We start from the raw sequence: 18670 nt of genomic DNA, 5'->3' as shown, positions 1-18670 counted from the left end.
AAGCCTACCGGCACGGTGCGTTTGTTAATGTAAGGGCCACGGGGCAGAATCCTAAGGGTGAGCGAACGAAGCCCCGGCACCCAGCAGGCGAACGGCGCCGAAACCTTCACCCCGTTCGTCGAGCTCGACCGGCCGATGTGGTCGCGCCTCTCGATGGAGATGCAGTCACCGCTCACCGTCGAGGATGCCCAGCGGCTCCGCGGCCTGGGCGATGTCCTCAGCCTCGACGAGATCCGCGAGGTGTATCTTCCCTTGTCACGGCTGCTGAACCTGTATGTGGCTGCCGCCGGGGAACTGCATGCCGCAACCACCACCTTCCTCGGGGAGAAGACCACCCGCACCCCCTTCGTAATCGGGGTGGCCGGCTCAGTGGCGGTGGGCAAGTCCACCACGGCCCGGGTGCTGCAGGAGCTGCTGCGGCGCTGGCCCGACACGCCCAATGTGGAGTTGGTCACTACCGACGGCTTCCTCTACCCCAATGCGGAGCTGGAGCGCCGCGGCCTGATGCAGCGCAAGGGCTTTCCGGAGTCCTACGACCGCCGCCGGCTGCTGCGCTTCGTCAGCGAGGTCAAGAGCGGCGCCGAGGAGGTCCGCGCCCCCTGGTACTCGCACCTGTCCTATGACATCGTTCCGGGCCGGGAGGTCGTGGTGCGCCGCCCCGACGTGCTGATCGTTGAGGGGCTCAACGTCCTGGCTCCAGCACGGCCCCGGGCGGACGGGCGCACCGGGCTGGCGGTGAGCGACTTCTTCGACTTCTCCATCTATGTCGACGCGAAGACCGCCCACATCGAGGAGTGGTACATCCAGCGGTTCCAGTCGCTGCGCAGCGGCGCGTTCGCCGACCCCGAGTCCTATTTCCACCGCTACGCGGACCTGACGGACGATGAGGCCCACACCACTGCCCGGGGCATCTGGAAGCGCATCAACGAACCGAACCTGATCATGAACGTCCTGCCCACCCGCGGCCGGGCGCAGCTCGTGCTCACCAAGGAAGCCGATCACTCGATCCGGCGGATGCTGCTGCGGAAGACGTGAGGGCGACCGGTCTGCGGCGCCTAGGGGCCGGCCCGGTGGCCGCCGCCGTCGTCGTCGCCGCCCTCCTCGCCGGCTGTGCAGGAGGGCCCGACGGCTCCGCGGCAGGGGCGCCGGCGTCAACCGCGGCTGAGCTTCCCGCACCCGCGCAGCGCAGCCCCGCCGGGGCCCCCGCGAAGGAGGGCACGCAGGCCGCCGCCGCGGCGCCGGCCGAAGCCGGTTCGGACAAGGCCGATTCAGACAAAGCCAAGTCGGACAAGGCGCATTCCGACCCGGCCTCCCCCGGCGTCGTGGTGAACAAGCGCCGCCCGCTGTCGCCGCAGGACTTCGTTCCGCCGAAGCTTGTGGTGCCCCGGGTCGAGCGCACCGTGGCCGCCGAGCGGGTGCGCCTGCGTCCCGACGCGGCGGCGGCAGTGGAGAAGATGTTCGCGGCCGCGGCTGCCGACGGCGTGGGGCTCACCCTGGTCAGCGGGTACCGCTCGTTCGACGAGCAGGCGGCGACCTATAACCACTGGGTGGGCCAGTACGGCGACAAGGCGCAGGCGGACGAGGTGTCGGCGCGCGCCGGCCATTCGGAGCACCAGACCGGGCTGGCCTTCGACATCGGCCAGGCCGACGGCACCTGCACGCTGGTGCTGTGCTTCCGGGACACCGAGGCGGCCCGGTGGACCGCAAAGCACGCCGCCCTGTATGGCTTCATCCTGCGCTACCCGCAGGGACACCACGAAGTCACCGGGTTCTCGGCCGAGTCCTGGCACTTCCGCTATGTGGGGCCGGAGATCGCTGCGGCGATGAAGGCGGCGGGCACCGCGACCCTCGAGGAGCATTTCGGCCTCCCGCCCGCGCCGGGATACTGACGAAGTACACACAGGGCCGGGATACTGGGCCCCTTCGCTCATCGCGCGACACCCGCGCCGGGCTTGTCCGTCAGTGCCTCCGCGGCCTCCCCTAGTCTTGGATCATGGGGAACGACGGCCGCAAGGCAGAAATAATGACCGAACTTGCCGACCGCGCACGACGCGATTTTCAAGTCCGTATCAGCATGAACGCAGCGGCCGAAGAGGAACGGCGTGCGGCCATCCCTGCGGAACGACGCGCGGAACTGGGACTCACCGAGGAGCGGTACCGGCAGCACCAGAGCTGGATGCGCCAGTCACAGGCTGCAGAACGAGAGAAGCTCGAGAAGGGGATCAGCTACTTTTCGACGTTTCAACTGGACGTCGTCGAGGCGTTCTTCACCGACCTGAACCAGGACGGGCCATTCGCCGGGGCGCACGGCCTCGAAAGTGGTCTTGGCTCGCCAGGGTTTACTCCGCCCACGTACTCGCACGGCTTGCAGGGATTCCTCACGACCTACCGGCACTACCACTCGGACGAGCGTTACATCCGCGACTACTTGAACTTCCGGCCTTCCAGCACCGGCATCATTCGCCTCGCATGGGAGGCCTTGGGGCTGGAGGCACCTACCGGTCTAACTGAGCTCGCCGAAAGCGTGTCGCGTGAAAGGGTCAGACGGCTACTGCTCGTCAGTCTCGCGCTGCACTCGACCCAGTATGAACACGCCATACGCAATCTCAAGACGACCGGGTACGCGCAGGGCGACGAGATCGCAGACCGCACCGAGCATCTGAGATGGATGTCCCCCGGCTTCGCCAAGTACCTGCTCCAGCGTGATCCCGACGATCGGACACTGGCCCGCAAGCTGACAGGCCACCAAAAGGATCTCTTCAAACTCACCCTTGAAGGGGTTTCACAGAGACGCTTTCTGTACTTTCTCGACCGCCATACCTCCAAGGCGCGAGCTGACCGAGGTAATTGAGCGGTGGCCTCCACAACCGCACGAGCGGTTGGAATTTCGGAGTATGCAGTGGACAACCGAGTCGCATCTACTATGAACCATGCACACATGGGGGACCGCCCGGTCGGATATGTGGTCCATCGCTGCGACTACCGCACTGCTCTGCGGCAGCATTCTCTGCTTCCTCTCGCTCGGGGTGTACGTGCACAAGCCGGAAGACTCGGCATCCCATCTCTGCCACGGGGCCCACGGCCCGGCCACTGCGGGGCTTGACGTTCCGTCGTCGGAGTTCAACGAAGGCTCCATCGTCCACGGGGAGTGGACCATCTGGCCCATGGGACTCGAGTGCACCTGGACCTCGAGGGAAACCGGCAGGAAGATCAACTACCAATCCGGAGGCTGGGCATTGACCTGGGTTATGGTCACTGGACTTTCTCTGAATGCGGTGGGGATCGGCGCCGCGTTGCGCTCGAAAGTCCTGCGGAAAACCGAATAAACCGACGCTCAGGAACCCAAGAGAAATCCAATAACCGGTGGAGGTCCGCCGCCTGCTATCAGTCGACCTGCGAAGCAGGAGCGGCGGTACCGTATTGAGCCTGCCAGCCGCCGCCGCGGCCCGCTCCTAGACCGCCGGGGCCGGCTGCAGGGCAAGCCGGGTGCGGACCGTCTCGGCCAGTTCCCCGGCGATGCGCTGCGCGGTGTCCATGTCGGCCGCTTCGACCATCACCCGCACTACCGGTTCGGTGCCGGAGGGGCGCAGCAGCACCCGGCCGGTCTCACCGAGCACCTCCTGGGCCTCGCGCACGGCCTGCTGTACGCCGGCGTCGGTCTTCACTGCGGCCCGGTCGACGCCCTTGACGTTGGTCAGCACCTGCGGAAGCTTGTTCATCACCCCGGCGAGGTCCTTCAGGCTCCGCCCGGTGGCGGCCACCTGCGCGGCGAGCTGGAGCCCGGTCAGGACGCCGTCGCCGGTGGTGGCGTACTCCGCGAAGATGACGTGGCCCGACTGCTCGCCGCCGAGGCTGTAGCCGCCGTCGCGCATCTCCTCGAGGACGTACCGGTCCCCCACCCCAGTCTCGCGGATGGTGATGCCGGCGTCACGCAGGGCCAGCTTGAGCCCGAGGTTGCTCATCACGGTGGCCACGAGGGTGTTGTCGGCCAGCCGGCCGGCCTCGTTCATGGCGATTGCCATGACGGCCATGATCTGGTCGCCGTCCACCACCGTGCCTTCGTGGTCCACCGCGAGGCAGCGGTCGGCGTCACCGTCGTGGGCGATGCCGAGGTCCGCACCGTGTTCGAGCACGGCGGCCTGGAGGCGTTCCATGTGGGTGGAGCCGTAGCCGTCGTTGATGTTGTTGCCGTCCGGGTCGGCCCCGATGACGACGATTTCCGCGCCGGCGTTGGAGAAGACCTCCGGGGAGCAGCCGCTGGCCGCGCCGTGGGCGCAGTCGAGAACCACCTTGAGCCCGTCGAGGCGGTGCGGGAGGGTCTGGAGCAGGTGCACGATGTAGCGGTCCTCCGCGTCGGCGAAGCGCCGGATCCGCCCGACGTCGGCGCCCACCGGCCGCGGCTGGGGCTTGGCCAGCTCCGCTTCGATGGCGTCCTCGAGCGCGTCGTCGAGCTTCTGCCCACCGCGGGCGAGGAACTTGATGCCGTTGTCCGGCGCGGGGTTGTGCGAGGCGGAGATCATGACGCCGAAGTCGGCGTCGAGGTCGGCCACGAGGAAGGCCGCGGCCGGCGTCGGGAGCACCCCGGCGTCGTAGACGTCGATGCCGGAGCTGGCGAGCCCGGCCTCAATGGCCGCGGCAATGAAATCCCCGCTGATCCGAGGGTCCCGGGCGATGACCGCAGTGGGCCTGCGCCCGCCTTCGACCGCGTTGTGGCCGAGCACCACGGCAGCCGCCTGGGCAAGCTGCAGGGAGAGTTCCGCCGTAATCAAGCCGTTGGCCAGTCCACGGACGCCGTCGGTACCAAATAATGTGCTCATCGCTGTACATCCTAGGTGAGAAACGGTGGCAGCGGCCCGCAGGCTTGCCCACGCTGGGGTTAAAGCGCAGCGCCCGCCCGGCAGGCCGGACGGGCGCTGGTGATGCTTGGAACGAAGCGGAAAGACTAGCGCTTCGAGTACTGCGGAGCCTTGCGGGCCTTCTTGAGACCAGCCTTCTTGCGCTCGATCACGCGGGCGTCGCGGGTCAGGAAGCCGGCCTTCTTCAGAGCCGGGCGGTTGTTCTCCCGGTCGATCTCGTTCAGGGTGCGGGCGACGCCGAGGCGCAGTGCGCCGGCCTGGCCGGAGGGGCCGCCGCCGTGGATGCGGGCGATGACGTCATAGGCGCCGTCCAGCTCGAGGAGCTTGAACGGGTCGTTGACTTCCTGCTGGTGCAGCTTGTTCGGGAAGTAATCGGCGAGCTCGCGCCCGTTGACGATCCACTTGCCGGTGCCGGGGACGAGGCGCACGCGGGCGACTGCTTCCTTGCGTCGTCCAACAGCGCCGCCGCCGACGGTGAGCGCGGGGCGCTCTTTCGTCGCGGTTTCGCTGGCTTCGGTGGACTCTGAGGTGTAGCTCGTGAGCTCCTCAGTTGAATCATTCAGCTCTTCAGGGTTCTGAGCCACGGTTCTCCTTGAATTAATTTCTTAGTGTGTGGTGGCCAGGACTACTGGGCGACCTGGGTGATTTCGTAAGTCTTAGGCTGCTGGGCACCGTGGGGGTGCTCGGCGCCGCGGTAGACCTTGAGCTTGCCGATCTGCTGGGCAGCCAGCGAGTTCTTGGGGAGCATGCCCTTGATGGCCTTCTCCACCGCGCGCTCCGGGTTCTTCTCCAGGAGTTCGGCGTAGTTGGTGGACTTCAGGCCGCCCGGGAAACCCGAGTGGCGGTAGGCGCGCTTCTGCTCGAGCTTGGCGCCGGTGAGGGCAACCTTGTCGGCGTTGATGATGATGACGAAATCGCCCATATCCATATGGGGTGCAAAGGTCGGCTTGTGCTTTCCGCGCAGCAGGATGGCGGTCTGGCTGGCAAGACGGCCTAGGACAACGTCGGTTGCGTCAATGACGTGCCACTGGCGGGTGATGTCGCCTGGCTTCGGGGTGTACGTGCGCACGGTTATGGCCTTCGTTTCTTATTCGGTGTCGCCCACACCACGGATATTTCCGCAGACGCGGGCTCAGCTTATTCATGCGTTACCGGAACTTCAGGTGAGGGCTGAAATGCAACCAGTTATCCCGGAAAACCTCGGCTGCTCCCCCGGGCCAGGTGGCTCTGCAACTGAGCCGCTCCGAAGGCGCAGACGTATCGAGTTGGGATACGCACAACGACTACCAAGGTTAGCGCGCGCTGGGGCCTCAGGTCAAAAGCGGCCGGCCGCCACTCCCGGAGCCGCCACATTGGGCCCAACCGCACCTTTGGCGCAGGGCCCGCGCACTGTTCCCGCAGGAAACCCGCAGGACATGCACAGGAGTATCAGGGTTCCCACAGGATCGGCTCAGATCCCACTATAAGGGCGCTTTTCGTTGCTAGCTTGTGATCAGAGCTGGCGCTGGGCCAGCCGCAGCCACGGGCAGTCCGTCCACGGCTCGTCCCGAATTCCAAGGAGTTAGTCATGCTCGCACTCTTCGCAACTGTCCAGTCCGTGCTTCACACCGCTAAGGCCCGCCTCGTCCGCGAGGAGAAGGGCGCGACCATGGTTGAGTACGGCATCATGGTCGCCTTCATCGCCATCGTCGTGCTGGCTGTTGTGATCCTTCTCGGCCCCGAGATCGCCGCGCTGTTCCAGCGAGTCCGCGACGCCATCTAGTTCCAAGCGGCGCCCTCGGTGACGGCTCGGCCTCACCGGGGGCGCTGGCACATTCGGCGGCATTTCTGGCGAACGGAGGAGTGATCTTGAAAAGATTAGGCACAGAAAGCGGAGCCGTGGCCCTCGAGACTGCGATCATATTGCCGATTCTCCTGATCCTTCTCGTCGGAATGCTGGAGTTCGGACGCGTATACAACGTTCAAATTTCCCTCACGCATTCCGCCCGCGAAGGCGCGCGTCATGCAGCAATCCACTCGGGGCGGCCCACCCTCGACACAACCAGAACAGCCCTGGACGCTTCCCCCTCCCTTGCCGGTCTTCCAGTAACGGTGGTCCCTACGGGCACCTGCGCTAATCCGGGTGAGAGCGTCAGGGTAGAGACCAGAGTCAGGCTGAGGTCGATGACCGGTCTCCTTGAGGCGCAATTTTTCGACCTTCCTCCCTTGTTTCCGCTGAACCTGCGAGGGATCGGGGTTATGCGATGCGGCGGTTGACGGCGTCCTCCCAACTCTCCAGGACAGACAAGCTGGGTTTTGAGAAGAACGAACGGGGTGCCTCCACCGTTATCGTGGCGGTCCTGATGGTCGTTCTGCTCGGGTTCGCTGCACTCGTCGTGGATGTCGGCGGCATGTACGCCGAAAAAGCGCAGCTTCAGAGTGGCGCCGATTCTGCGGCCCTCGCCATCGCCGGCGACTGCGCTCGCGCTGGTGGTATCTGCCCGCCCGGAGTTGCTGACACCGGCACAGCGATGGCCAACGGAAACGCCAACGACGGCTCAAGCGGCGTCACCTCGATTACCTTCCCGGCACCGAGGACCGTGCGCGTGGAAACCAACGCGCGGAACGCAGCAACCGGGGCAAACGTCCTGCCCCTGCGGTTCGCGCAGATTTTTGGGATTAGCACCTCGGACATCCGAGCGTCGGCCGAGGCGGCTTGGGGCCCACCCTCCGGTGGATCCTCTTTTCCCTGGACTGTCAGCGAATGCGTTTTCCGCCAGTTCCTTTCCTCGAGCCAACGGGCGGAACTGGACGCAACAGGCAACTTCACAGGTGATCCCAGCTCTGCTCCAGTGCTGCTGCGGTATGACGAAGGCACACCTGAATACCCAGGGTGTAGGACACAGAACGGCTACATGCCCGGAGGATTCGGGTGGCTCGAGACCACAGGCCCCGGATGCACCACAACCATCACAACCATCGGCACTGCTGCAACCGTGAATGGGCAGCCGGGCAACAACTACCCCAACGCCGATGCGTGCCGGAGCATGGTGCCCACTCTTTTGAACGAGCCGATCCTCATACCTCTCTTTCGATCGGCAACCGGAAACGGAAGAAACGCAACCTATACCCTCATCGGGTTTGCGGCGCTTGAGATCACAGCCTTCAAACTCGGAGGCGGCGTGGCCAGCAACCCCGCGCCCGCCGATTGCGAAGGAAACTGCCGCGCGATAGCGGGCCGTTTCACCCGATTTGTTTCTCTGGACGACGGAATGCCGGTCGCGCCGGGGTTGCCCAACTACGGGGCGTCAGTTGTAAGTCTGACGCGGTGATCGCGGTGAATGACAATCGACCCTTGCCTTCGAGCCTATGGCTCAGCAGCTATCTAGGAGCAGCACATTGAAAACACGCCTTCTCGGGGGTATCGCAGCGCTACTACTTGGCATTATCGGCACTGGGCTGCTTGTTCTCTACGTGCAGGGCGCAGAGGCCCGTGCACAGGAAGGGCTGAAGCCAGTCGACGTCCTGGTCGTTGTCGAGCGCATACCTGCTGGAACCCCTGCTGAGGAGATTGGAGCGAGCGTCCAGCGGAAGTCGCTTGCAAAGTCCGCGGTCCCGGAAACTGCGGTGGCGGACATAGCCAGCCAGACCGGCAAAGTCACTGCAGCCGATCTTGAACCGGGTGAACAGGTTCTTTCCACAAAGCTCGTCAACCCCGAACAATATTCCCCCGGTACCGTCCCCGTCCCTGACGGGCTTGAGGAAGTAACAATCCTGCTTGCACCCGAGCGCATCCTCGGTGCCCGCCTCCAGGCCGGCGACGAGGTTGCGGTGTACGCATCCTTTGAAACCGAGGACGAGATCCCGGCGGAAGCTCCGGTGCCACCAGAACTTGTTGGGTGGAAGCAGTCAACCAAGGTGCTGTTCCATGACGTGCTGATCACCGCCGTACAGCAGGCGGCTCCAGATACAGAGAGCTCGGCGGGCGACGAGAACGTCGCGCTGCCCGGTGGGTCCGCGTTCATTACTGTTGCGCGCACGGACGTCGACGCGGCGAAGCTAATTTTCGCAGCCGAGTACGGAAGCCTTTGGCTGTCCAAGGAGTCCGAACTGTCCAAGAACAACAACCCGCCGGTTACAACCTTGAGGAAGATTTGGGAATGACCCGTTTCGTAGCAATTACAGGCGTCCGGGATTTCGAGAGTCGCGTTCGACAAGCCATCGCCGGTGCGCTCCATGGCGACCTTGAGGCTTTTCCACCCGAAGTGCTCGCTGAAGGGCCGGACGAGCTACTGCGACGCCTGACTGGTGCACCCGCCGAAGTACTTATCCTTGGTCCCGGCGTTAGCATCGAGGACGCCTTGAAGCTCGCGACGGTATTGGATCTCCAGCATCCGGAAATAAGCCTACTTCTGGTTACCGACCCGAGCCCTGACCTCCTACTCCGAGCAATGCACTCCGGTATCCGGGACGTCGTCAGTCCGGAAATCCAAGTCAACGACCTGAGGCTACTGCTCGAACGGGCTTGCTTATCTTCCGCCAGCCGCAGACGTAATCTTGCACCCGCGCCTGAGATGGAGCAGCACCGGGGTCGCGTCATCGCGGTCATGTCGCCCAAAGGCGGAGTCGGCAAGACCACGGTCGCCACCAACCTCGCAATTGGGTTGGGTCGCGTGGCGCCAATGGGCGTCGTCCTCGTTGATCTTGACCTCCAGTTCGGAGACGTTGCCTCAGGATTGCTGCTGGAACCCGAGCACTCGATCAGTGAAGCAGTCCGCGGAGCCGCAGCCCAGGATTCCATGGTGCTCAAAGCCTTCCTCACTCCACATCCGGCCGGCATTTACACCTTGTGCGCCCCAAGGACGCCGGCCGAGTCGGACTACATCACGGCAGAACATGTCACCCGTCTCCTCGATCAGCTGGCGAGCCAGTTCAAATACGTTGTAGTAGACACGGCACCGGGACTTGGCGAACATTGCCTCGCAACGCTTGAGCAAGCGACCGACGGCGTATGGGTGTGCGGGATGGACGTGCCGAGCGTCCGCGGACTGAACAAGTCATTTGCTGTCCTTAAGGCGCTACAGCTCATGCCACAAGGACGCCATGTCGTGTTGAACTTCGCTGATAGGAAAAGCGGACTTTCGGTACAGGACGTTGAAGCAACGATCAACGCGCCTATCGATGTCGTGATCCCGAGGTCCCGCACACTTCCATTTTCGACGAACTGCGGCGTTCCGGTCCTTCAGTCGAAGACGAAGGACGTTGCAACGGGTGGCCTACAGAAACTTGTGGATCGTTTCGATCCCAGTTGGGTTCCGCCGAAGAGGATCAAAATGCACAGACGTGAGGTGGTTTCGTGAAGCTTTCGGAAAGAATGTCGAACCTCCGGCGGGATGAAACCCCTGGGGGAATGGAGCCGGAACCCGCCGAAGCCGGGCCCTCCCCATCGGTCGTTGAGGCGGAAGTCCAGCCACCTCTCCGCCCGTCCAATGCTCCGTCAGCATTGTCCGTGCTGGCGCCGAACCGTCCTGACACTCCCGTGGATGCGCTCGCGGGGCTGAAGCAAAGGGCTGCTAAGGCGCTCTTCGACCGTATGGGTACCAGGTTCAGTGATTCCTCGATCTCAGAGGAGGACCTCCGGGCTAGTGCGCGGGATGAACTGTCGGCGGTCATCGATGAAGAACAGGTACCACTTTCGCCGGAGGAACGCCGCCGGTTGATTCGGGAGATCGCCGACGAGGTGATGGGCTATGGCCCGTTGCAACGCATGTTGGAGGATCCTTCAATCACCGAGATTATGGTCAACCGGTTTGATCAGATCTATGTGGAACGCCAAGGGCACCTAACGCTGTCCGAAGCTCGATTCAACTCGGACATCCATCTGCGAAAGGTGATTGAGCAGATCGTCTCGCGCGTCGGCCGGCGGATCGATGAATCATCACCGCTCGTGGACGCACGCCTCGAGGACGGGTCCCGAGTGAACGCCATTATCCCGCCGCTTGCAGTCAACGGTTCTTCGCTGACCATCCGGAAGTTCAGCAAGGTTCCTCTCACCGTGCAGAACCTTATCGACTGGGGATCCCTCACCCCAGAGATGGCCGAGCTGCTCGACGCCTGCGTGAAGGCAAAGCTCAACATAATCGTCTCTGGGGGCACCGGCACCGGAAAGACAACGATGTTGAACGTGGTTTCGTCGTTCATCCCCGAGGACGATCGGATCATCACCATTGAAGACGCTGTCGAACTTCAGCTTCAACAGCAACACGTCGTGAGGCTCGAAAGCCGCCCCGCAAACATTGAGGGGAAGGGCGCGATCGGAATCCGCGAATTGCTTCGAAACTCCCTGCGTATGCGCCCCGACCGCATCATCGTGGGCGAGGTGCGTGGCGGTGAATCGCTCGACATGTTGCAGGCAATGAACACTGGACACGACGGCTCACTGTCAACGGTGCATGCTAACTCGCCGCGTGACGCTATAGCCCGCCTCGAAACCCTCGTCCTGATGGCAGGAATGGATCTCCCTCTGCGCGCGATCCGCGAACAAATATCCTCGGCCGTCGATTTGATCATCCAGCTCACGCGTATGCGCGACGGTAGCAGGCGGGTCACCCATGTCACTGAGGTTCAGGGTATGGAGGGGGAAATCGTCACTCTTCAGGATGCGTTCTTGTTCGACTACGCCGCCGGCATAGACAATCAGGGGCGCTTCCTTGGCCGCCCAATGGCTACCGGTATACGGCCGCGCTTCCTTGACCGGTTCGCGGACTTGGGCATCTCGGTTTCCCCCGCCGTCTTCGCCGTGCCCGGACCGCATCCAGGGCGGAGATAGTCGTGGAGAGTGCCGCATGGGGGACTCCCGTTGTTGCTGCGGCGGCAATGGTGATGTGTGTAACCGCAGTATTCATCACCATGACAGTCGTATTCCGTCCCCGTCAACGAGCAATTCCGTTGGAGCGCCGCCGCCCTAACGGCCATCCGGAGTTGTCGGTCTTCAGCCGGGTAACAGAATCCACCGTTTCTGCCGTCGATGGGGCCTTGGGCGCCTCCGGCGGACTGTACAGCCCGGCAGCGCTGTACAACGCCGGCCTGAAAACGAAACCGGCGGACTTCACAGTCCTCGTTCTCGTGGCCACACTCGTGCTCGGCATAGTCGGAACGCTGCTGACCAATCTCCTGCTCGGCATAGTCCTTGCTGCGATCACGCCCCTACTCGCGAAAATCATGTTGGCGTTCCTCACCGATAAGCGCCGATCCAAGTTCGATGCGCAACTCAGCGACACCATTCAAATGCTGATTGGCGGTCTCCGCGTGGGACACAGCATGATGCGCTCGATCGACGCGGCAGCGAAAGAAGCCGACGCCCCGACCTCTGAGGAACTTGCGAGGATTGTCAACGAGACCCGGATTGGGAAGGACTCGCATCAGGCGATTGAAGAATCCGCGGCGCGAATGCGCAGCGAAGACTTCAAATGGATCGCACAGGCGATTCAGATAAACCGAGAGGTTGGTGGTGACCTGGCGGGAGTTCTTGAAGAAGTGGCGGGAACCATTCGCGAGCGGAGCGAAATCAAGGGCCAAATCAAGTCGTTGAGCGCTGAAGGAAAGATGTCCGCCTATGTCCTAATGGGGCTACCAGTCGGCGTGGCGATTGCCTTTTCGTTCATTAACCCCGGATATTTGAACGTATTTGTGGAGGACGTGAGAGGAATTGCCATGCTTGTTGGCAGCCTTCTCATGTTTGCACTCGGCGGCTTCTGGTTGAGCCGAATCGTCAAGGTAAGATTTTAGGAGGATCATGACTCCGATAGCCTGGATTTACATCTCGACGGTTATCCTGCCCGTAACCTACCTCACTTGGGCCCTCCTGACGAATAATCGTAGGGCAGTCGCCGCCATACGGACTAACCTCGGAACGGGACTTGAAAACTCCACATCCGAACTGGTGTTGAGAAAGCCAGCCCTCACAGAAATCGCTAGGCGGCTCACGCCGCGGGGATATGTGATTCGCCTAGATCGATGGCTGGCGCTCGCAGGACGCCCCGCCTCCCTGCCACTGGATCGACTGCTTGTGGCCAAGCCGGCACTGGGATTGATCGGCGCCACCCTAGGGTTCCTTTTCTTCAGTAAGAATCCCTCAACAATGATAATCTTTTTTGCGATATTTCTTTGTCTTTTCTTTTATTTTGTGCCCGACCTGTTTGTTTTCAACAGCGGCACGAAGCGTCAGCAAGAAATTGAATTAGAATTGCCCAATACTCTCGATCAAATGCTCATCTCAGTTGAGGCCGGGCTTGGCTTTGAGGCAGCAATGGCGCGTGCCGGTCAAAATGGAAAGGGGCCTCTCGCGGAGGAGATCGTCCGCACCCTGCAGGACATCCAGGTGGGTAGGCCACGTGTTGAGGCCTACAAAGCCCTCGCCGACCGTTCGTCAGTTCCAGATCTTCGGAGCTTTGTGCGAGCTGTTGTTCAAGCGGACCGGTACGGCATCGGCATTGCAACTGTCCTCCGAACTCAGGCAAAGCAGTCCAGGGTGAAGCGTCGGCAGCGTGCAGAGGAAAAGGCAATGCAACTTCCGGTGAAGGTCCTGTTCCCCCTTCTCCTCCTGATTTTTCCTGTCCTATTTATTGTCATCCTGGGCCCGGCCGCCATAAACGTTATGGAATCTTTCAGCTAGACCGAGATCTTTTACACGAGACGCTCCATAATCCACAGTAATGACGCAGTTTTTCCGAAGTATCGGCTTTTTACACACTCACCCATGGACTTCGAAAGTAGCCTTAGAGAGTGCCAACAACACCGTACGATTCCAGCCAGGACAGCCAAGGCGCTGCCCGCTCCGAGCAGACCTCCGCCGTCTGCCCCGACGCGGGTAATGCCGGCGCTGCGCCTCTGCTGGATCCAACGGTTCTGGAAGAGCTCGAGCAGGAACTCGAGGATGTTGGTACCGTACGGGCCTTCGTGAGCGACTACGTGGCGTTCTGGGACGAACGCATCCACCGCCTCTCCTCGTCCCTGGCCGAGGAGGATGCCAAAGCAGCCCTTGAGGCCGTGGTCAACCTTCGGGCCGCCTCCACCATGGTCGGCGCGCCCCGGCTGTCCGCTCGGGCCTCCCGGATCGAAGGCTTCCTCCGCCGCTTCCAGCTCCGCGAGGCGCTCGGCGCCCTGCCGGCCCTGGAGCGGTGCGGACGGGATACCGTCGTGGAACTGCGCACCACCTACCTGCTCACCAGCGACTGCCTGTAGCGGCGCGACGGCCGGACACCACACCAGATCCCCGCAACCGACACGCCCAGTCGCAGCTTCGCAAACCGGCGGAGGTAGATCGAGAGGCCGCGTGCCACCTTATACTCTAAGCATGCTGATCACGCGCCTCCACCGTGGCCTCTCCGCCCAGCCGTCCACCTCCAAGCAGTGCGGAGGCCCCCTGTGAGCGGCGGTCTCTTCGCCCTGTTCGACGACGTCGCAGCCATTGCGCGCATTGCGGCCGCCTCGGTGGACGACGTCGCTGCCGGGGCCGCCAAGGCCGGGGCCAAGGCCGCCGGCGTGGTGATCGACGACGCCGCCGTCACCCCTCAGTACGTCTCCGGGTCGGACCCATCGCGCGAACTGCCGATGATCAAGCGGATCTTCTGGGGCTCGCTGCGGAACAAACTGTTGATCATCCTGCCGGCGCTGCTACTGATCAGCACCTTCATCCCGGCAGTCATCCCCTTCATCCTCATGCTGGGCGGAACCTACCTGTGCTACGAGGGCGCCGAAAAGGTCTGGCACAAGATCCGCGGCCACCACGAGGCCAAAGAGGCGCCGGTGGTGGAACGGGGCCCCGAAGCGGAGGCCAAGGTCACCAAGGGCGCCATCACCACCGACTTCATCCTCTCCTGCGAGATCATGGTCATCTCACTGAACGAGGTGGCCAGTGAATCGTTGTGGGCCCGGGCGATCATCCTGGTCGTAGTGGCCCTGGCGATCACCGTGCTCGTGTACGGCGCCGTCGCACTCATCGTCAAGATGGACGACATCGGCCTGCACCTGACCAAAAAGGACTCCGCGGGCGCCAGGCGCATCGGCGAGCTGCTCGTCAAGGGCATGCCTGCAGTGCTGGCCGCGATCACCTTCATCGGGACGATTGCCATGCTCTGGGTCGGCGGCCACATCATGCTGCAGGGGGCCTACGAACTCGGCTGGCACGCCCCGTACGACCTGGTTCACGCCCTTGAGCACCCGTTCGCGGAAATCGCGGTGGTCGGCAGCTTCCTGGTCTGGCTGGTGAACACCCTCTGCTCGGCCGTCCTTGGACTCGCCTGGGGCCTTGTGGTCATGGCGGTCGTGCACCCGCTGATGAAGGTGCTGCCGTTCGGCAAGAAGAAGGGCGGGCACGAAGAGGGCGACGTCCGCGCCGCCCTCTCCGGCTACCGGCCGGACAAGCACGACGCCGATTCGGCCTCCTAGGTCCCACCCGGCGGGTGGCATCCCTTGATGCCACCACTTCCAAAGATCCCCTGCTTCAGGGGCGCTTTACCCGCGAGGATGTAACCGGTCAGCGGCGCACCCGATAGCGCACATGAAGCACCCGGTTGCCCTGAATCACCTCGTCAGGTCCCTCCAACAGGTGCTGCGCGTCGACCGGCCCAAAGTAGCGCTTGCCGGACCCGAACACGACGGGTACGACATCCATGCGCACCTCGTCGATCAGGCCCGCGGCAAGCGCCTGGCCACCGACGTCGCCGGCGGCCACCTCGACGATACGGTTCCCCGCAAGCTCCTGCGCCCTGGCCACGGCCGCCTCGATGCCGTCGACGAAGAGAAATGGCGCCCCGGGGTCCCAGCCCTCGGGCGCGGGCCGGTGCGTCACGACGACCACGTGGTCGATCCCGCTCGGGGGCTTCCCGCCCCAGCCGTCCGTCATGTCGAAGACCCGGCGGCCGGCGACAGTCACGCCGATCTGGTCCCAGTACGCCCGGGTGTAGTCGTAGGACGTCTGGGACACCTTCAGCTCGCCGCTCTCGTCCAGCGGCACGTCACCGCTGAGCAGCCAGTCGAACAGCGGTCCGGGCTGGTCGTTCCCGTCCGCGATGAAGCCGTCTACCGACACCGAGCTGTACATAACTACTTTGCCCATGGGCGCTCCTTTGCTTCCGCCCACAGTATCGCCGACGCTCCGCCCCGCGTACACCCTGCGTTGCGAAGATCCGCTTCAGGGCTGCTCGGGCGTCAGCCGGTACCCCACACCACGCACCGTCTGGAACCACCGGGGGTTCCGGGGGTCTTCGCACAGCTTCCGCCGGATGTTCCCCATGTGGACCTCGATGGCCCGCTCGTCGGAATCGCTGATGTACGTCGAGGCTCCGGGGGCCTCTCCCCGGACCACCTTGACCAGGTCGGCCTTCGTCCGAACAGCGCCACGGCCCAACAGGAGCGCGTGGAGGAGGTCGAACTCGCTGCGGGTCAGGGACAGCTCGGCGCCGTCCACGGAGACGGTCCGCGCATGGTGGTCAAGCACCAGCCCGTTGTGCCTCAGCACATTGATGGTGCTGGTCCGCGCACTCCTCGCGTCGCCGGGGCCTGGAACGGGTCCGGCCGACCCATTGCCCATCAGGGGTACGCCGGCCGATCCGGACCGGGGCCTGCGCATCATCGCCGCAATGCGGGCCCGCAGCTCGCGGGGCCGGAACGGCTTGGTGAGGTAGTCATCGGCCCCGGCTTGAAGGCCCATGAGGGCATCGAGTTCATCGGCGCGCGAGGTCAGGATGACGACGTAGCAGTCGCTGAAGGCCCGGACCCTGCGCAGCACCTCGTAGCCGTCGATGTCCGGCAGGCCAAGGTCGACTGTGACGACGATCGGCTCCACCTCGCGGACCAGGCGGACGCCGTCGCGGCCCGTGGGCGCGGCATGGACCTCGAACCCTGATTGCCGCAGGACGGCGCTCAGCAGGTTCCGGACGTCGTCGTCGTCCTCGATAACGACCGCCACCCCAGGATCGTTCATAACGCCTTCCGCCTTCAGTCCAGTTATGCGCCTCGCATTCGGGTCTTACCGCGGCCCACACCTCGCAGGACCCCCGCTGAATAGGACAATAGTAACCCTCGTCACTCCTGTACCAACAGGAGTGATAATGATGGTTGATCCAACCACAGGGGAAAGTTGATTTACCTACGGATTTCCACGATTCAGGGCAGTTCCGACGGGCTCTGCCGGCAGGTGTCGACCCATGCCTGACGCCGCACCGGGGGCCGTCCTCGCGCTCGTATGCGCCGTCGCCGGCGGGCTCACCGCCTACCGGATGTTCCCGCTGGCGGCACGGGACCCACGGACCGTACTTCCAGGCCGCTGGCGGTGGCCCATCGCCATCCTCACCGGTCTGTTCGGCGCCCTCGGCGCGCTCACGGCCGAAGCACCGACGGAGGTCCTGCTGTACCTGGTGCTCCCCGTCTTCGGGGTGCTGCTCGCGGCGATCGACCTGCGCTCCAAGCTCCTGCCCAACGCGCTGCTGCTCCCGTTCCTCGCCGTCACGGGAATAGCCCTGCTGGTCGCGGCCTTCGAGGGCGGCTGGCGGCCGCTGGTTGGGGCGCTGCTCGGCGGCGCAGTGATGTTCCTGTTCTACCTCCTGCTGGCCTTCATCTCCCCCGCCGGCATGGGAATGGGTGACGTGAAGCTTGCGGGAGTCCTTGGCCTCTACGGCGGCTATGTCGGCGTCGGGGCGTGGCTGGCGGCGCTGCTGGGCGGGTTCATCTTCGGGGGACTGGCGGGCATCGCCCTGTTGCTTTCGGGCCGCGGCACCCGCAACACCAGCTTTCCCTTCGGCCCCGGCATGATCCTGGCGGCCGTCCTGGCGGTGCTGTTCCTCGACGGAAGCCCTGAGGCCTCCTTACCGGGCTAAGCCCCTCCAGCGGCTTCGCGTGGCCCCTCAGCGGCCCGGCGGGCGCGGGTCAGCTCCGCGCGCAGGCCAAGCTCCTCAACGCCGGGGTAGGCCACTTCCTCAAGCACCAGCGGGTGCGGGGGTGCCAGCACGGACCGGGCGTCCTTCACCCGGGCGGCAAGGCGTTCGGCGATCCAGGCGACCGGCAGTTCGCCGCTTCCCACCCGCAGGGTGGAGCCGACGAGGGCGCGCACCATGTTGTGGCAGAACGCGTCGGCCTGGATGGTCACCTCGATCATCCCGTCGGTCCGACGCCGGTAGGCATAGCGCTGCAGTTCGCGCACCGTGGTGGCGCCCTCGCGCGGCTTGCAGAACGCCCGGAAGTCCTGGAGGCCGGTCAGCTGCGCGGCGCCGGCGTTGAGCAGCTCCACGTCCAGCTCCCCCGGGTACCAGAGCACAGTGCGGCGGGCGAGCGGGTCGCGTTCGACGCGGGCGTCGGCGATGGTGTAGCTGTAGCGGCGCCACAGCGCCGAAAAGCGGGCGTCGAAGCCCGCCGGCGCCAGGTCGGCCTTCTTCACGACGACGGCCGGGATGGAGTTCTTGATCGAGCGTCCCCGCCCGGTGAGCTGATCGGAGAGCACCCGGTTCACGGTGCCGCCCAGGCGCCGTGTCAGGGCCTCACCCGGCGGCACGTCCTTCCCCCGGCCGATGCCGTGCCACTCGGCCGGCGTCAGGTCGACGTGGGCCACCTGGCCGCGCGCGTGGACGCCGGCGTCGGTGCGGCCGGCCACCGTGAGGCGGGCGGTGCGCCGCAGCAGCGTGAACAGGGCCTCCTCGAGCACCCCCTGCACGGTGACGTGACCCGGCTGCAGGGCCCAGCCGGCGAAGGGCGCGCCGTCGTAGGCGATATCGAGCCGGACACGCAGAAGCCCGCCGGACCCCTCGGGTCCGGCGGGCAACTGATCATTCACGAACTTA

General features: G+C 64.2%; 21 protein-coding genes. 15 read left to right on the top strand and 6 right to left on the bottom strand.

Features of this window, described 5'->3' with window-relative positions; genetic code table 11:
* Positions 1-57 precede the first annotated feature (57 nt).
* From coaA to I6N91_RS05925, 4 genes are all read left to right on the top strand, one after another.
* Positions 58-1035: a type I pantothenate kinase gene (gene coaA, locus I6N91_RS05940; protein ID WP_198811533.1), complete on the top strand. Its 978-nt coding sequence runs from the start codon at positions 58-60 to the stop codon at positions 1033-1035.
* A complete protein-coding gene (locus I6N91_RS05935) occupies positions 1032-1889 on the top strand; it encodes a M15 family metallopeptidase (RefSeq protein WP_307843252.1) in 858 nt (285 codons plus the stop codon). Before coaA ends, I6N91_RS05935 begins: the two co-directional genes overlap by 4 nt.
* A 104-nt stretch (positions 1890-1993) precedes the next feature.
* A complete protein-coding gene (locus I6N91_RS05930) occupies positions 1994-2851 on the top strand; it encodes a hypothetical protein (RefSeq protein ID WP_198811531.1) in 858 nt (285 codons plus the stop codon).
* Between the two features lie 79 nt (positions 2852-2930).
* The gene (locus tag I6N91_RS05925) at positions 2931-3326 is read left to right on the top strand and encodes a hypothetical protein (protein ID WP_198811529.1); all 396 of its coding nucleotides are present in this window, start codon (positions 2931-2933) and stop codon (positions 3324-3326) included.
* A gap of 126 nt (positions 3327-3452) precedes the next feature.
* On the opposite strand, the gene glmM is transcribed toward I6N91_RS05925, so the two are convergent.
* The 3 genes from glmM to rplM form a co-directional block, all read right to left on the bottom strand.
* A complete protein-coding gene (gene glmM, locus I6N91_RS05920; RefSeq protein WP_198811527.1) occupies positions 3453-4817 on the bottom strand; it encodes a phosphoglucosamine mutase in 1365 nt (454 codons plus the stop codon).
* 125 nt (positions 4818-4942) lie between these two features.
* A complete protein-coding gene (gene rpsI, locus I6N91_RS05915) occupies positions 4943-5440 on the bottom strand; it encodes a 30S ribosomal protein S9 (protein ID WP_159801003.1) in 498 nt (165 codons plus the stop codon).
* 41 nt (positions 5441-5481) lie between these two features.
* Positions 5482-5925: a 50S ribosomal protein L13 gene (rplM, locus tag I6N91_RS05910; protein WP_159617642.1), complete on the bottom strand. Its 444-nt coding sequence runs from the start codon at positions 5923-5925 to the stop codon at positions 5482-5484.
* Positions 5926-6423: 498 nt separating this feature from the next.
* On the opposite strand from rplM, the gene I6N91_RS05905 reads away from it, so the two are divergent.
* The 10 genes from I6N91_RS05905 (at position 6424) to I6N91_RS05860 (ending at position 15284) form a co-directional block, all read left to right on the top strand.
* Positions 6424-6618 carry a Flp family type IVb pilin gene (locus I6N91_RS05905; RefSeq protein ID WP_198811525.1) on the top strand — a complete coding sequence of 65 codons (195 nt, stop codon included), beginning with the start codon at positions 6424-6426 and terminating at the stop codon, positions 6616-6618.
* Positions 6619-6698: 80 nt separating this feature from the next.
* Positions 6699-7112 carry a pilus assembly protein gene (locus I6N91_RS05900; protein ID WP_307843251.1) on the top strand — a complete coding sequence of 138 codons (414 nt, stop codon included), beginning with the start codon at positions 6699-6701 and terminating at the stop codon, positions 7110-7112.
* Positions 7100-8167 (top strand): TadE/TadG family type IV pilus assembly protein, encoded by a 1068-nt coding sequence (locus I6N91_RS05895; RefSeq protein ID WP_198811521.1) that lies wholly within the window; start codon positions 7100-7102, stop codon positions 8165-8167. Before I6N91_RS05900 ends, I6N91_RS05895 begins: the two co-directional genes overlap by 13 nt.
* 67 nt (positions 8168-8234) lie before the next feature.
* A complete protein-coding gene (locus I6N91_RS05890) occupies positions 8235-8999 on the top strand; it encodes a Flp pilus assembly protein CpaB (protein WP_198811520.1) in 765 nt (254 codons plus the stop codon).
* Positions 8996-10195, top strand: coding sequence for an AAA family ATPase (locus tag I6N91_RS05885; protein WP_198811518.1), 1200 nt, complete (start codon positions 8996-8998; stop codon positions 10193-10195). Before I6N91_RS05890 ends, I6N91_RS05885 begins: the two co-directional genes overlap by 4 nt.
* A gap of 50 nt (positions 10196-10245) precedes the next feature.
* The gene (locus I6N91_RS05880) at positions 10246-11664 is read left to right on the top strand and encodes a CpaF family protein (RefSeq protein WP_198811799.1); all 1419 of its coding nucleotides are present in this window, start codon (positions 10246-10248) and stop codon (positions 11662-11664) included.
* Positions 11665-11666: 2 nt separating this feature from the next.
* A complete protein-coding gene (locus I6N91_RS05875) occupies positions 11667-12623 on the top strand; it encodes a type II secretion system F family protein (RefSeq protein ID WP_307843250.1) in 957 nt (318 codons plus the stop codon).
* A gap of 7 nt (positions 12624-12630) precedes the next feature.
* Complete coding sequence (locus I6N91_RS05870) at positions 12631-13509, top strand: type II secretion system F family protein (RefSeq protein WP_198811516.1); 879 nt, start codon at positions 12631-12633, stop codon at positions 13507-13509.
* 110 nt (positions 13510-13619) lie between these two features.
* Entirely contained in the window at positions 13620-14078 is a 459-nt protein-coding gene (locus I6N91_RS05865) for an Hpt domain-containing protein (protein ID WP_198811514.1), read from the top strand.
* 183 nt (positions 14079-14261) lie between these two features.
* Entirely contained in the window at positions 14262-15284 is a 1023-nt protein-coding gene (locus tag I6N91_RS05860) for a DUF808 domain-containing protein (protein ID WP_198811511.1), read from the top strand.
* 88 nt (positions 15285-15372) lie between these two features.
* Here the strand turns inward: I6N91_RS05860 and I6N91_RS05855 are convergent, their stop codons facing one another.
* Both I6N91_RS05855 and I6N91_RS05850 read right to left on the bottom strand, forming a co-directional pair.
* Entirely contained in the window at positions 15373-15954 is a 582-nt protein-coding gene (locus I6N91_RS05855; protein ID WP_198811509.1) for a dihydrofolate reductase family protein, read from the bottom strand.
* Between the two features lie 75 nt (positions 15955-16029).
* Positions 16030-16821: a response regulator transcription factor gene (locus I6N91_RS05850; protein ID WP_198811507.1), complete on the bottom strand. Its 792-nt coding sequence runs from the start codon at positions 16819-16821 to the stop codon at positions 16030-16032.
* Positions 16822-17044: 223 nt separating this feature from the next.
* On the opposite strand from I6N91_RS05850, the gene I6N91_RS05845 reads away from it, so the two are divergent.
* Positions 17045-17713 (top strand): A24 family peptidase, encoded by a 669-nt coding sequence (locus I6N91_RS05845; RefSeq protein WP_198811505.1) that lies wholly within the window; start codon positions 17045-17047, stop codon positions 17711-17713.
* Here the strand turns inward: I6N91_RS05845 and truA are convergent.
* Positions 17710-18663, bottom strand: coding sequence for a tRNA pseudouridine(38-40) synthase TruA (truA, locus tag I6N91_RS05840; RefSeq protein WP_198811503.1), 954 nt, complete (start codon positions 18661-18663; stop codon positions 17710-17712). The two genes, I6N91_RS05845 and truA, sit on opposite strands and share 4 nt — an antisense overlap.
* Positions 18664-18670: the final 7 nt, after the last annotated feature.

Origin of the sequence: Arthrobacter sp. MSA 4-2, assembly GCF_016405885.1 — a bacterium.
In the GTDB taxonomy this organism is placed as follows: Bacteria; Actinomycetota; Actinomycetes; order Actinomycetales; family Micrococcaceae; genus Arthrobacter_D.
The sequence above is the reverse complement of the archived record's forward strand: the minus strand, read 5'-3'. Positions and strand labels throughout refer to the sequence as shown.

Excerpts from the sequence above, each read along its gene's own strand:
- I6N91_RS05930 (WP_198811531.1), top strand. The coding sequence starts at position 1,994 with ATGGGGAACGACGGCCGCAAGGCAGAAATAATGACCGAACTTGCCGAC.
- I6N91_RS05925 (WP_198811529.1), top strand. The coding sequence starts at position 2,931 with ATGCACACATGGGGGACCGCCCGGTCGGATATGTGGTCCATCGCTGCG.
- glmM (WP_198811527.1), bottom strand. The coding sequence starts at position 4,817 with ATGAGCACATTATTTGGTACCGACGGCGTCCGTGGACTGGCCAACGGC.
- I6N91_RS05905 (WP_198811525.1), top strand. The coding sequence starts at position 6,424 with ATGCTCGCACTCTTCGCAACTGTCCAGTCCGTGCTTCACACCGCTAAG.
- I6N91_RS05895 (WP_198811521.1), top strand. The coding sequence starts at position 7,100 with ATGCGGCGGTTGACGGCGTCCTCCCAACTCTCCAGGACAGACAAGCTG.
- I6N91_RS05885 (WP_198811518.1), top strand. The coding sequence starts at position 8,996 with ATGACCCGTTTCGTAGCAATTACAGGCGTCCGGGATTTCGAGAGTCGC.
- I6N91_RS05880 (WP_198811799.1), top strand. The coding sequence starts at position 10,246 with ATGGAGCCGGAACCCGCCGAAGCCGGGCCCTCCCCATCGGTCGTTGAG.
- I6N91_RS05870 (WP_198811516.1), top strand. The coding sequence starts at position 12,631 with ATGACTCCGATAGCCTGGATTTACATCTCGACGGTTATCCTGCCCGTA.
- I6N91_RS05855 (WP_198811509.1), bottom strand. The coding sequence starts at position 15,954 with ATGGGCAAAGTAGTTATGTACAGCTCGGTGTCGGTAGACGGCTTCATC.
- I6N91_RS05850 (WP_198811507.1), bottom strand. The coding sequence starts at position 16,821 with ATGAACGATCCTGGGGTGGCGGTCGTTATCGAGGACGACGACGACGTC.
- I6N91_RS05845 (WP_198811505.1), top strand. The coding sequence starts at position 17,045 with ATGCCTGACGCCGCACCGGGGGCCGTCCTCGCGCTCGTATGCGCCGTC.